Here is a 12,839-nt window from a genome sequence, read left to right on the forward strand (position 1 = left end):
GGTTTTTCTACAGCCAGAACGCCTCAGTCAGCCGGTCCATTGAGTCATAGCCGAGTCCATAATCCTGGGTAGAATCCAGCTTATCGAGAATGTATTCGACGTTACTGTTCTTGTCGTAGGCAAACTGTCGGTGAATAAACGATGATGAATGATCGGAGAGAATTTCCTCATCGACATGCTGATTTTCAGGCTTGTAGGTTCGAGTCAGCGACACGCCATTCGTGAAATCGATACCGCTGATTGAGCCGCTTGGGTGGTAGCTGACAGCATCCACGATATCGCCAACTTTCGTCGGCCAGCCGAAGGAGTTTGGGGCATAGTCGATGGTATTCTGGGATGGATAGATGAGCCGATCGACAAATCCGAGATCGTTTCGTTCATAGGTAAGAGCGAAGGTGCGGTCAGCTACTGTCAGGCTTTCGCTGGTGAGCAAATTATTGCGGTTGTAACCCAGAGTTCGTACAGCATTTTTGTTTTCAACGCGGGTGAGGTTGCCATTATCATCGTAGGTAAAGTCTTCGACTTGTTCGCGGTAGAGCGAGCCGTGCACGGTGTATCCTATTTCTTTTTTAACCACCAAGTTGTTGCCGTCGTAGGTAAACAGCTGCATCGGGCCCTCGCGAACCAATGTTTCCAGATGGGCCTTGGTGCTATCGATATCACGAATAATGAATGACGTTGTGTATCCACCGTTAAGGAAATAATCGAGGTTAATGTTGTTGTTCGTCGGGGGATAGCGATAGGTCTGCTTATCCAGCAGATTGCCGTTGGCATCCCTATTGTACCAAGTGATGTTTTCACCAATGATTTCTTCGGCGATCAGGGTGTTGTACCAATAGTGAAATCTTCGTCCACTGCGTAAATCTGATTGATTAACTTCCATCAGCTGACCGAAGTCATTGAGTTTCACGCGGGTGATGCCACCATCGGGTGACTCGATCCGCGTGAGCCGTGTTTCTGACGGATCGCCAAAAGAGATGTAGGTCGAGGTCGTGATATGGCCACGGGCATCAGTCACGGCAACCTTGTTCTCTGGAAGATAGTCCCAGCGCTGCTGACGATCGCCAGCTTGAGTGAGCGTCTCGGTACGGCCAAGCCCATCGAAGGTGATTCGGCTGCCACGAGAGGGGTCATTGGCCAGGCTTTCAAACACAATTCGACCACTGGCATCCATTGTAAAATCCTGACGGATGGTTTCGCCGGTCAAGGTGTCAACCTGGGCGCGCCAAAGGATATTGCCGGCGCCATCCATCTGCTCAATCGTCTGATTCGGCCCCTGGGAAATTACTTTACGTCTGGCGGCAAAGTTATACTCATGCGTTCTGGGACTGCCTTCAGGGAAGACCTCATTGACGAGTCGGCCCAGACCATCATAGTGCAGGGTGGTGATATCACCTTCGCCGTTGGTTTTCTCGCTGATCTCACCGTACGCATTGACCACGGCGCTGACATGAATGCTTTCAGGTAGCGCAACTGATCGAGCAATGCCAAATTTGTAGTCGCTGTAGGTCGTGATGTAGCCACGTGGGTCTCTGACAGTATGGAGATTGCCATCCGAATGGTAGGTATAGTGCGTGAAATGGTCGGTGTTAGCGGCTTGGCGATCAAGATTACCCGACTCGTCATAGAAGCGTCTCGTCAGCGGAAAGATCCGGCCGTCATCCACCGCTCGCACCTGGTGCGTTTCCAGCTGGTTGAGGATCCATTTCTCAGTGTTATGGACGTAATTGGTGACAGTCGTGCGCGTGGATTCGCCCGTCTCAACCACCGTGCCGACGGCGCCATATTGGTTGTAATCACCGTAGGTCGTGGTGTAGACGCGGCCGTTTTGCTCGACTTCCTTGGCCAGTAGCACTGCCTTGGCAAAATCGATATCCAGGGCACCAAGCTGGGGACGGTAATCGTTCTGGGAAGAGATGTGAATGGTCCCCCAGCTCGAGTAGCTGTCGGTTCGCATCAGGTTATCGTCCAGATCCCGATGCTCGAGAGATCTCAGCAGGCCGATTTTCCAGATGTTGCCTGTTGTGGCGCCACGCATGCTGTAGTGGCGATAGACCTTGATGTCGCTTGGGCTGGTAATGCGGGTCGTGTCATAGGGCGCGCCAGGCGTAAATTCATAGGTCCAGCGGCCCGGCACCACGTTGGGTCCAGAGGTGTCCTTGTGCAGTATGGCCAAGCCAGGTTGCTGGAGGTCGGACATAAACCGAACCTGCTGATACTCATAGGTAGTCACGCCGCCATAGGGATTGGTCACAGAGCGGACCAGGCCTGAGTAAACCGATGCATCACCATAGTAGTCGTAGGTCCAGCTCAGCCCCTCTGGTCCGTTGACACGGTACAGATGCTGATACGCACCGCCATGCCCAGGCACATCGGTGTATTCGAATGTATATGAGCGATTGTTGAATGTGTAGCCGGTTAGGTGAGCGTTACCGGCGTTCTTATTGATGTACTGGAAGGTGAGGGTCGCACCATGGCTTGTCTCAATGGACTCAAGGATCCCGAAAGGGTTGGTAGCTGGTGCGTAATTGAACTGGGCCCAGTTACCATTGCGATCTTCGATTCTGGTGACATGGAGGGCCATCGGCTGGCTGCCGCCATTGCTCACGGGCAACAGCCGGTCTACGGTGTAGATCACACCACTTGAAGAGGTGATTTGCAGACCGAGATCTATGTGGGTGGTGCCATTTTCAACACGGGTGGTCTGAATACAGGAGGCTTTCCAATGGTCTTTGGTGATGTAGTCGTAGCCAATACCTGGCGCGGCGTTCGCCAGCACTTTTCGCGAGCCATCGGGTAGTTCAAATACTGGGTTACGGCCCACGTGAATGGTCTCACTCCGGCAGGCATCGTCAAACTCGCCATAACCCCAGACTCGGCCGTAGTGCATGTCCCAGCCGACGCCATTGAGCGTTCGGGCACGAAACTTACGGCCTACGCCGTAGCCTTCAGTGGCGTCAAACGGCGAATAGGTCCGAACTGGACTGATGTTGATATCGCCAGCTGAGGGGACCGCCAGGTCGCTGTACATCAGCTGAAGGGCGCCAGCGAATGGATCGATAACCTCTGAATCTGCCCCAGTGTAGGCACGGTTGGATTCCGTCCCAGCTGAGTCATATGGACCGGGAATCGCAGGGTTTGTTTCGTTGGCCTGAGCGGACGAGACGACTAACAACAATAAACCAAGTAGGGAAATCCGAGGCAGAAGCATCATGAGCTACCAATTCAAAATATATGGGAGTAGGCCGGTATAGCTGGAAATGGACCGCTACTTGATCAAGCTGATGTGATTGAGGTTGAGTACCCCATCCATACCGCACCAACGAAAAGGCGCCGGATCCGTATTGATGCGCACGGGCAGGTCAGAGATATTGCTCTGCAGCGTAAGGGTCAGGACTCGATTCACACCGCTTTCATAGAATTCTGATTTCTGAGCGACGTACCACTGGTTGGTGCCAGTTTCGAAGCCGATATCATCCTTGCAAACATACACGGCCGTGATTTTAGGAAACACAGCTTCCTCGGCAAAGGCTGTGGTAGAAAGCATGAGCACGGTGAGGCCGGCTATGCGAAGAGACTTCATATTCTTCTCCAGAAGATAACCGGTTATGGTCTAGGGTCGATGATGGCCAGAACAGTGATGCTTTTAACGTCGGTAAGTCCGCACCAGCTGCTAACGGCGGTGTTATTGTCGAAATAGCCACTACGCTTACCACTGACCATCAGCGCCTGAGCAACCGCCTGAATGCGATTAACTTTGGCTGCACCAACAGTTGAGGAGAGCGCGACCACCCATCCGGCCGTTGCCATTTTGACGCCAACGTCTGAGCCGCAGACTCGAACCTCTTCGACCACGTCATCGTTTCCGGCAAATACAGTGGAGCTCACGAACAGGAGAGCCGAGAGCAAGGCAGCTTGAATAGGTTTCATCGGGGGATCTCGAAATAGGACATAAAAAATACAGCTGCCATATTATCGATTTATGACGGTTTTTTAACCAGCTCCCGAGCGAAGATTTGACATTGTTTTACAATGGTTGCTAGGGCTTTGGAGTTCGGTACGAAGAGGAGGGAAGTTGCTTGTCTGGAGTGGTCTAGCGGTAAACTCAGAGTAAGAGACTGGTATCGGCCTGTTTGAAAGGGCTGGCGCTGTGCTATCACTAAACAGGCACTAGACTGCCAGCAACATTATTACTGTACCACTGCTTGATAAAAAACAGACAAACTCACCAGTAGTCTGGCTTGATTGCTGGCTTCTTATGCGTAGGCACACGAGTTGGGAATTGATGAGCACTCAGTTCTTCAATAGTCACGACCTGGCGCACCCAGTGTGCATATTTCTTGAGAGATCCTGGTGCCGACCTCTTGATGCCTTCGCGGTGCGGCAGAATTACGCCGATCCGCAACTTGTCAAAATCTTCACGCAACGCTTGTAAAGCAGGCGCCATGTCTGTATCGGCAGAAACTAACACGATTTGCTGAATTTGCTGGTCTGGTAGCAAGGAAGCTTGTCGCGCTGCCAGTCGATACATACTTATAGCGAGATGAACGTCAGTTTCCTTCTCTTCAAGCTTCCAGATTGCCACATGATCAGAGCGAGAGGGTGGGGTATCTTTATTCACAAAACGGGGTGCTCTACCTGGTTCGAGTTGGTGACGACCAATATGAACGTCGACGTCACGGGCCTTTAAGGCACGCAAATATGTGTCCTGAGCCTCTTTTGAGAGTATTCCACGACTGGCGAGTGCAGGTTTCACACTGGATGTGAAAAAGTTAACGGACACAAGGGAACTATCAGGATTTTCGACGTGTAAGATGTGGGTCATTAGAGAGGGGAGGTTGAGCCATTTGAAATGCGTCTCTGCCAGTAGACCATAGAACAGGTTGTAGCCGTCTACAAAGCACGCTGTACGCAATTTCGACATCCTTAATGCGAAAAAACCGGCACTAGGCCGGTTTTTTCACCCCAACAGCCAGCGAACTGAATCACTGCGTACGGGGCTGAGTAGTGAATTCATAATGGACCTTATTGACGACCATGTCAAATAAGGGGAGCTACAGGAGGTGATTCCAGCCCATAATTTTCATATGTGAAAGGGAACGACGACGGGACTTGAACCCGCAACCTCTCCGCCCATATCATGTAGTGTCGCCACAAGATTTGTCGAAGCCAGAGTGCTCTATCCACTTGAGCTACGTCGCATAATCTGATTACGCTTGTTTTCCACCCCGAATGCCTTTCAGCTGAGGGCGTTTTCTGCTTCGTTTGCGCGCAGCCTCAGCGGATCGGCGAGCCTCAATACTTTCCACTTTTTCTTGAGCAAAACCCTCAACTTCTGCAATCAAGCCATCAAAATGGTAGCGATTGGACTTGTTGCCCTTATCTTTGTCAGGTCGAAATTCCCGTCTTATTAATCCGTGCCCCTCTAACGCCGCAATCCGTCTCTGAACGGTGCGCGGCGCAAGACCTATTGCCTCGGCAATAGTGCGCTTCGACGGAAACGGCTTATTATCAGCCTCCCACCAATATGTAGAGAGGTACAGGATAATATTCATGTCGACGGCATCTAGCCCTAGAGTCTGCTGCTTCTCAAGAATGATATTGGGGAAGGCCGTCCAGCCTGCAGCCATCAACGTTTTGCCCCATTTTTTTTCATTAGTCTCGACAGCCTGAGCTGCCGCTGAGCTTTTTGGGTTCGCCTTTTTTACCATTTTTGTCATCGTCTCAAATCGCCACCATGGAGATCATGATGCCCAAGCCGGCTGGCGGTTTCAACGTTTGAGGGGAGACACCAGCACCCCCAAGGGAAGACGCTACAGACTCGACAATGGAGTTCTTGCTGTCTCCACCTGTCGAGTCTGTAGCGTCTCCCAAAACAGATTATACAACTATATAAATCTATACATTTATACACTCTATACAAATTCTAAATACTTTATATGGGGGCGTCCCGGGAGCCTCCACCCCCTACCTTTTTGTGTGCAAAATTGAGTGACCAGAAAATCGTGGGGCGAGAGGCAATTGCCGTTCGACCTCATTTTCGCTGCTAAATATTCGACCCGGCTTTAGGAATTTATCTAATGTCCACTAATCATTATTAATGGACTTCTCTCAATGAAAGTAAAGAGGCTCGCGTTCTCCGCTTCGTTGCGACTGCCTTAGTACTATGCAGGCTCTACTCTGAGCTACTACGCTGCCGTACTGTTCCTGAGGGACGGGAGTGGCCGGCTGCTGTTTCCTGACAAGGCTATGGCAGCCTCACAGCTCGAATCCATCGATACGCGACCCTGTTAGCTGAAATGTAAAACTGACCCACCCGAAAGTGCGGTGCTTTTCTTAAACTGGTTTTCATATGCCGGTGGACGCAGCTGTCCGTCCCATCCATGTCTCGGGCTGACGTTGGAGAATAGCTTGACATATTCTAGGACGAGAGAGTTTTACCGTAAAACTCCGCGAGTACTGGTCTGTAAGTGCCTGATATTAAATATAAAGTAAAAAATTAAATTCGCTCTTAATATGCTTGTTGCGCAGACTCTACGGCGTATCACGCGTCCATCAAGCTGAACTAGGGGAAAAGGTCAGCTTGGCTTTCTTCTCGAAGAGGTAACCGTCAATGGACTCTGCCTGATATTGCATTTGGACAAGCACAGATTTGAACATTCCCTGACCTTCACCCCTAGTTAGCCCGCTAAATTCGGTTTGCTGCATTCAACCGACAACTGCAACACTTGTCTAGTTGATGCGACATCAGCTTCGAGCTGAACCCCACGCGATGGCGGGCTGCAACGAAGCCTAAGACTGAGGCATCCTTCTCAGTAAGCTCAAAATTTCCTTCCGGTATATCGGTAAGACGCTAAAAATAGACCCATGAACGGGCTAGCATCATATAGTAATATATTAATAAGCTGAAGGCTTGGAAGGCCGGTGATGACCATATGACTGTTGATAGAAATAATTTGGAAAAGATATTTTGGCTTTAGAAGGATAGATTAAAGTTGTCTCCTCTCTGTCCATGGCGAGCCTAATGAAATATTTTCAAGAGAAAGGTCTTCCTTGACCCCAACTAACTATGCAGCCTCGGATGCTTTTTCCATTGTTCTGACGAGCCTCTTTAGCTCAAGCATGTGACCTTCAAGGCCAAACTCATGGGCTACGTGCTTAAGAGAGCGACCGTGCACCATTTCGCTATACGGGTAGCGACGCGAGGGGGTTCTGATCGATAAACAGCACTCGCAGCGTGTCGCTAAACTGAATCGGCGCGCGTCATCGAAAGTGCCTTCTGGGTGCTTTCTCCTGCTCTTCAACATCAGGTATTCTGTAGCTGCAACATTAAGTAGATTGGCAAATTTCTTCTTTGAGAGTTTCATGCGATTTTCCTTAGGTTTCGTTTTAAGTAATATTTGTTTTTAAGTGGCGCTGGGGTTGGCGGTCGAAAGCTAGCTAACCCGATGCCTTAAACACTTATACATAATATTTCTGTTGAAACCGGGATCCCATATATTAATTTATATACCGTGTTACAATTTGTTTCATATATACTAATTATTATATAATTTGGTGCTGGCTACTGATTTTGGCAAGGAGAAAAGCCTCTGGAGGCGCTATATTTATCGCCACTGAGGCGCCAAAGGTAACGGCAGCATTGTAAGCTCATCGGCGAGATAGCCCCGCTGCTCAAGCAGGTAGGGCAACAGATCCGGCTGAACCTGTAGCGGGATGAGCTGTAAGCGGCCGGCTTTCGCCGGCCACATAAAAGTCCCTACGCCGGCTCGAATGGAGTGGGACTGAGCGCATTCAACATCGAAAAGGTGGATGTGGCATCGACCTTGTCAGCTGGGAGCCCCAGATAAGCAATCTTCAAGAGTGGCTTTAAGCTTTGCGCGAGCTCCAGCGTTACATCAACGGCGCTGATCTGAAGCCTGGTGATCGACTGCTGCCGCTTACCAGGCAATGGGGTTACAAGCGGAGCACGTTGCTGAGTGAGAATGCGCAGTTGCCGATCAGCGTCTACCCGCATACCTTAAGGCATTCGTTTGCGTGTAACGCGGTGCTGCACGGCAAACGCTCACGTTCATTCGGGACTGGCTGGGGCATGTCAGCCTTGAACAGACAGAGAACTACACTCGCGTACTCGCGACTGAAACCAATCACCTCATGAGATACATGAGCTTTCGATAAACGCTGGCAGAGGAAAGAAACTGCATGACCTACTTCAGTGAGCGATATGGACATATTGCCCCCAAGCTGCTTCAGGTAGAGAGTATCGATAGCGAGCTCAGGGCTTCCATCTGGAATGTGCTAGAGACAACGATGTTTGGAGAACCTGAATTTATGGAGGCCAGATTCGAGGAGTTCAGCACAGATTTTTGGGTCATATTTCTGAAGCTTCCTCTGTCCAGCAAAGAGGAATACCCCTACGTAGTTAAGGATCAGATGGAAAGCATCTATGGCAAACTCGAATGGTTCCAAGTCTACGACTTCATCGAGTTCGTCTGTAAATGGCTCTATAAAAGCAAGAACACCGGAACTGGCGCTTGGAAAGCTTACAGCCACATATTCAATAAAATACTGGAAAGAGAAAAATCCGGCTATCGCCTTGTCAACCGACTGATCTCGCCGATTACCGATGAACATGAAGCGCTAGCAGTAGAAGAAAGCATACAGAATGCTGTTGTTTGTGGAGCTGCAGAGCATTTCAGAAATGCTCTGCAGCTGCTCTCTGACCGCCAGTCCCCTCAGTTCAGAAAAAGTATTCAAGAATCACTCTCTGGGCTCGAAAGCACAGCTCAGGTTCTAAGCGCCAAGCCCAATGCATCGCTCGGTGAGGCCCTTGATGAGCTTCATCGGCAATGTCCTTCTGTTAGTAAAACGGCGGTCGCGGGGTTCAAGACGCTGTATGGGGGAGCCAGCCAGACTGGTGGAGTTCGTCACGGCTCTACTAAAGCGGAGGAAATGCAAGCGGTTGATCTGAGCGATGCTAAATACTACTTAGTAATTTGCAGTGCGATGGCGAATTTCCTTAAAGGGAAGGCTGCAACAGGCTTCAGCCGAAATAGCGCTGAGCCCACGGCATGAATAGGACTGATCGAGCCATTGTAGCCTTGAGCGTGTGTTGGCTGCTTGCCGCAGCCGCCGTGTACTTCATTTTCGATCTATCTATTCCGGCGCAAGGGATACGCTGGGAAGGCTTCTTTCTTGTAGGTGTCTGTCCGCCACTGGTGGCTTTGCTTATGCGCTGGGTCCTGCGTGCTTAACTCAGCGTGACCGATGCTACGCTTGGCTTTCGGACAAGTTTCGCACCACATGCAAATTAAAAGACAGGGCCGTAGAGCAGGCAGTATGGGAGTTTGAGGAATGGACAGCAGCATAAAGAAGGGGAATGGCATGGATACGCCATCACATTGTTGGGCGGGGGCTATTACAGCCATTTGCCGGGGCCAGGCGTTATCGTGCTGATCTTCGCCAGCTCATTCCCCGTTCTTAGGGAAATTCGGATGACCGGCGGCAGGCACCGCTGGACCACCATCAGCAAATGAACGCAGTTGGAAAACGTGGTTTTTAAGCAGCAGACATAATCGCCGGAGCTCAGCCCATGCAGACCTTTTTATGAATATCAATAGCTACAGCGTGAGCCTTGGGCTTGATCAGCCCTTAGAGCCAGAGACCGCTGCCGACAACGATCTATTAATGCGTGATGGTTTCGTGAAGCGCGTCACCAGCCTCATTGATCAGCTATCGCCGACGAGGGGTTTCGTTGTGTCCATTGAGGGCAAATGGGGAAGTGGCAAGAGCTCGGTACTGAATATGATAAAAGCAGAGCTAGGGGCTCGGCCAACTTCGTCTAGGCCAGTGTGTATCAACTTTGAACCTTGGCTGATAGGCGACCGTCATGCGCTATTACAACTCTTCCTGACATCACTCGGGACAGCCATCCAGCTTCGAGACAGTAACACTAAAGCCAAGTCCATCGCTGCTGCTCTGGATGCTTACTCAGAATTGTTTGACATCGTGGCCCTCATACCCGGCGCGGCACCTCTGGCGGCGTTAGCGAAAGTGTTAACGAAGAAGGGAGGCGAAGCTACTGGTAAAATAGCCACAATGAAAGAATCGACTTTAGAAAGTCGGAAGCAAGCCGTACAGGAAGCGTTGAAAGCCTATGATCGGTCAGTCGTTGTTTTCATAGATGATATCGATCGACTCTCAGCACCTGAAGTCTATGAAATGATCCGCATTATCAAAGCTGTCGGGGATTTCCAAAACGTCGGCTACATAGTGGCATGGGATCCAGATTACGTTATTCGGGCATTGAAATCTCTCGAGATACCAATGGCGGCAACTTACCTCGATAAGATTGTTCAGGTACGCCAGACCCTTCCCAAAATATCGGCAGCGGCACATGCTCAGCTGATGAGCGCTGCGACTGATCGACTGAATCCTGAAGCTCAGCCCGCCCAGTTTTCCGAAGCCGAGACACGGCTACAGCAAATGTATCACGACGGCCTCCGAGAACTTCTTGAAACCCCTCGTGATATCGCCCGTCTATTTAATGCCGTGGAGCTTATTGAGCCTTCGCTCCGAGGCGAACTTGCTTTGTCAGATATCATAGGCCTCGAAGCGCTTAAGCAGAAGGCACCAGCTGTGTTTTCGCTCATTCAGGGGAACCCTGAATGGTTTGTAGGGCAGCTTTCCAGATATTCATCTCCACTTGATAAGGCTGAAGATCAGAGTAGTAGGGACGCCTTGTACAAAGTTTTGACGGCTTCACCACAGCCCAAGGCTACGATCAGCCTGGTGCAGTTTCTGTTCCCGTACGTAAGCGAGCGCGACCAGCACGGAATTTACGACATCCGGGATGCAGAAGGTCATATTGGCTCGGTGCGTGGACTGACCATCGCGCTGCAAGCCAGCGTCGACGCTGAAACTATCAGTTTAATGAGCATCAAGAAGTATATCTCTCAGCCCGCCGAACGAGACTCAGTCATTGCACTGCTTACAGCTCAGAACTGCCCTGATTTTCTGAAGTTGCTTGGTGACAGTCAGTTCCTACTTTCCGAGGACTTCGATTGTTTAGAGGGCTTAGCCTTATCTGTTGCTCAGGCGGTCGATCAGCATCCATTCAATCATCCAGATGTCCCAACATTCGGCAATCTAGCCTTGACCGCCAGCAAAACAATTGATCAATTGCTACGGAATCTTACCTCCAGCCAGACTTTCAAGATAAGCCTCATGATCATCAGAGATCCTTTGTCGCTCTCGGTTGCTGTAATGCGATTTAGCGGCCTTGGGAAATGGCTGGAGAAAACTACAGTTAAAGACATCTATGATTTCCCACTCCCAGATGCAGTTGAGCTTGAAAGGGAGCTCGTTCAAAACATAACGAGAGCGTCAGAAAAAAACCGATTGTTAAGCCTTTGCGAACCTGGCCTTGTTCTTTTTAACCTGCCCTCTTACAGCTCGGATGCATGCAAATTGGTATTCCAATATGAGCAGCGGAACGATCCTACTTTGGATGTCTTCATCTCTACACTCTTACAAGGCCCCACAACGGCAAGTGGACGGACCTATGTGTGGCCAAAGGATACAGCGATTCTTGAAGCCTATTGCAGTATCCCGGATCTAAAGTCACTAGCGCATTCCCGATTAAAGGAGACAAATTTGAAGCATCCGTTCAAGGCAGCTTGGCAAGTCGTAGCCTTCGGAAAAGGATTTTATGAAAATGGAGAACCGTTCGAACCAGTGCTAGGAAGCTAGCTAAAATTTAGCGGTTTTTGGCGAACTCACCAATACGCTCCTGCTCTGGCTTGAGTCGGAGCAACGGCAAAGCCTGTTGCCACTCAATTCAGAGTGACCATAGATTGCCTATGGAGTTCGCACCAGGTTCAAGAGAGCCTATTTCATCGACTGGGCCGTAGTTGAACTATCGTTTGAGGGGACTTGCGGCTACGCTGCCGCATTATGGGAGTGGATTGGAATCTGGTCGGACTGGCCTTCTAAGTGTACGGAGCTCAGAGATCCAGGCGCTAATAGTGAATATGATCAGCGGTAGCATTGGAGGTCGGTCTTGAAGCTCAAGTATGTTGGACGGCGTCATGGAGTATCAGATTATGAAGAACAGGCAAAGCTATTCGAAGAGATGAGTGGCTATAAAGTGCCGGCTTCCTATCTGGCATTTTTGCGTGAGCACGGTACTGGTTCATTGGCAGATCCGTCAGTGTTCGAAGATTGCTGCCAAATAGTGAGTCGCCCCTAGTTTGTGGATACTCCGCAGCCATATCATGAACCTGATTTTCACATACTGTTGTAGACGGCTGTCTGTTCGTCCCATGCCGCCGGCGGACGTTGTAGAATAGCTCGATAGAATTCGGGGAGTGAGTTTTACCGTAAAACTTTGTGAGTTATGGTCTGTAAGTGTCGGATATTAAGAGGAAATCACTGAATTAATTTCGTTCATAATACGCTTTGTCGCTCGGACTCTACGTCGTATCTCACACCTCATTAAGCTGAACTAGGTGAGAAGGTCAGCTTGGCTTCATTCTCGAAGAGGTGCCCGTAAATGGACTCTGCCTGATATTGCATTTGGTCTGACCTTCCACCAAATTAAGTAATGAACAGCTGTGCCGACTCTAACGTCGCTTATGTGCTGGTGCTCGGACGGCTCTTAGATCCGGTGCCGATCCGCCGATTCGTTATGGAAACCTTCTTCCAAAATGCCTCTGCAGTATGATTCTCAGAAGCCTCCGTGGTTAAATGAGGCCAACGAGCAAGGCCTATACCACCGATGGCATAACTGGTCAGCGATCGAAAAAGTGTGGAGTGCACTAGTGTCCCGTCTGGTTAAT

The 12,839-nt window shown here is 50.1% G+C and carries 9 protein-coding genes and 1 tRNA gene; 2 read left to right on the plus strand and 8 right to left on the minus strand.

What is annotated here, in order from left to right; all coding sequences use genetic code 11:
• Positions 1-7: 7 nt before the first annotated feature.
• The 8 genes from ABD735_RS05645 to ABD735_RS05680 form a co-directional block, all read right to left on the minus strand.
• Positions 8-3,214, minus strand: coding sequence for a hypothetical protein (locus ABD735_RS05645; protein ID WP_344804198.1), 3,207 nt, complete (start codon positions 3,212-3,214; stop codon positions 8-10).
• A 54-nt stretch (positions 3,215-3,268) separates the two neighbouring features.
• Positions 3,269-3,583 (minus strand): hypothetical protein, encoded by a 315-nt coding sequence (locus ABD735_RS05650; protein ID WP_344804200.1) that lies wholly within the window; start codon positions 3,581-3,583, stop codon positions 3,269-3,271.
• A 23-nt stretch (positions 3,584-3,606) separates the two neighbouring features.
• Entirely contained in the window at positions 3,607-3,930 is a 324-nt protein-coding gene (locus ABD735_RS05655) for a hypothetical protein (protein ID WP_344804202.1), read from the minus strand.
• Between the two features lie 295 nt (positions 3,931-4,225).
• Positions 4,226-4,924, minus strand: coding sequence for an NYN domain-containing protein (locus ABD735_RS05660; RefSeq protein ID WP_344804204.1), 699 nt, complete (start codon positions 4,922-4,924; stop codon positions 4,226-4,228).
• Positions 4,925-5,097: 173 nt separating this feature from the next.
• Positions 5,098-5,201 (minus strand) — tRNA-OTHER (locus ABD735_RS05665).
• Positions 5,202-5,210: 9 nt separating this feature from the next.
• Positions 5,211-5,720 (minus strand): helix-turn-helix domain-containing protein, encoded by a 510-nt coding sequence (locus tag ABD735_RS05670; RefSeq protein WP_344804206.1) that lies wholly within the window; start codon positions 5,718-5,720, stop codon positions 5,211-5,213.
• A gap of 1,347 nt (positions 5,721-7,067) precedes the next feature.
• Positions 7,068-7,367 carry a hypothetical protein gene (locus tag ABD735_RS05675; protein ID WP_344804208.1) on the minus strand — a complete coding sequence of 100 codons (300 nt, stop codon included), beginning with the start codon at positions 7,365-7,367 and terminating at the stop codon, positions 7,068-7,070.
• Positions 7,368-7,607: 240 nt separating this feature from the next.
• A complete protein-coding gene (locus tag ABD735_RS05680; RefSeq protein WP_344804210.1) occupies positions 7,608-7,751 on the minus strand; it encodes a hypothetical protein in 144 nt (47 codons plus the stop codon).
• Between the two features lie 451 nt (positions 7,752-8,202).
• Between ABD735_RS05680 and ABD735_RS05685 the strand changes: the two genes are divergently transcribed.
• Together ABD735_RS05685 and ABD735_RS05690 are read left to right on the plus strand one after the other, a co-directional pair.
• Positions 8,203-9,075 (plus strand): AbiJ-NTD4 domain-containing protein, encoded by an 873-nt coding sequence (locus tag ABD735_RS05685; RefSeq protein WP_344804212.1) that lies wholly within the window; start codon positions 8,203-8,205, stop codon positions 9,073-9,075.
• A 531-nt stretch (positions 9,076-9,606) separates the two neighbouring features.
• Entirely contained in the window at positions 9,607-11,751 is a 2,145-nt protein-coding gene (locus tag ABD735_RS05690) for a KAP family P-loop NTPase fold protein (protein WP_344804215.1), read from the plus strand.
• The last annotated feature ends 1,088 nt before the right edge of the window (positions 11,752-12,839 follow it).

This window comes from Allohahella marinimesophila, assembly GCF_039538005.1.
Taxonomy (GTDB): Bacteria; Pseudomonadota; Gammaproteobacteria; order Pseudomonadales; family Oleiphilaceae; genus Allohahella; species Allohahella marinimesophila.

Excerpts from the sequence above, each read along its gene's own strand:
- ABD735_RS05645 (WP_344804198.1), bottom strand. The coding sequence starts at position 3,214 with ATGATGCTTCTGCCTCGGATTTCCCTACTTGGTTTATTGTTGTTAGTC.
- ABD735_RS05650 (WP_344804200.1), bottom strand. The coding sequence starts at position 3,583 with ATGAAGTCTCTTCGCATAGCCGGCCTCACCGTGCTCATGCTTTCTACC.
- ABD735_RS05655 (WP_344804202.1), bottom strand. The coding sequence starts at position 3,930 with ATGAAACCTATTCAAGCTGCCTTGCTCTCGGCTCTCCTGTTCGTGAGC.
- ABD735_RS05660 (WP_344804204.1), bottom strand. The coding sequence starts at position 4,924 with ATGTCGAAATTGCGTACAGCGTGCTTTGTAGACGGCTACAACCTGTTC.
- ABD735_RS05670 (WP_344804206.1), bottom strand. The coding sequence starts at position 5,720 with ATGACAAAAATGGTAAAAAAGGCGAACCCAAAAAGCTCAGCGGCAGCT.
- ABD735_RS05675 (WP_344804208.1), bottom strand. The coding sequence starts at position 7,367 with ATGAAACTCTCAAAGAAGAAATTTGCCAATCTACTTAATGTTGCAGCT.
- ABD735_RS05680 (WP_344804210.1), bottom strand. The coding sequence starts at position 7,751 with ATGTGGCCGGCGAAAGCCGGCCGCTTACAGCTCATCCCGCTACAGGTT.
- ABD735_RS05685 (WP_344804212.1), top strand. The coding sequence starts at position 8,203 with ATGACCTACTTCAGTGAGCGATATGGACATATTGCCCCCAAGCTGCTT.
- ABD735_RS05690 (WP_344804215.1), top strand. The coding sequence starts at position 9,607 with ATGAATATCAATAGCTACAGCGTGAGCCTTGGGCTTGATCAGCCCTTA.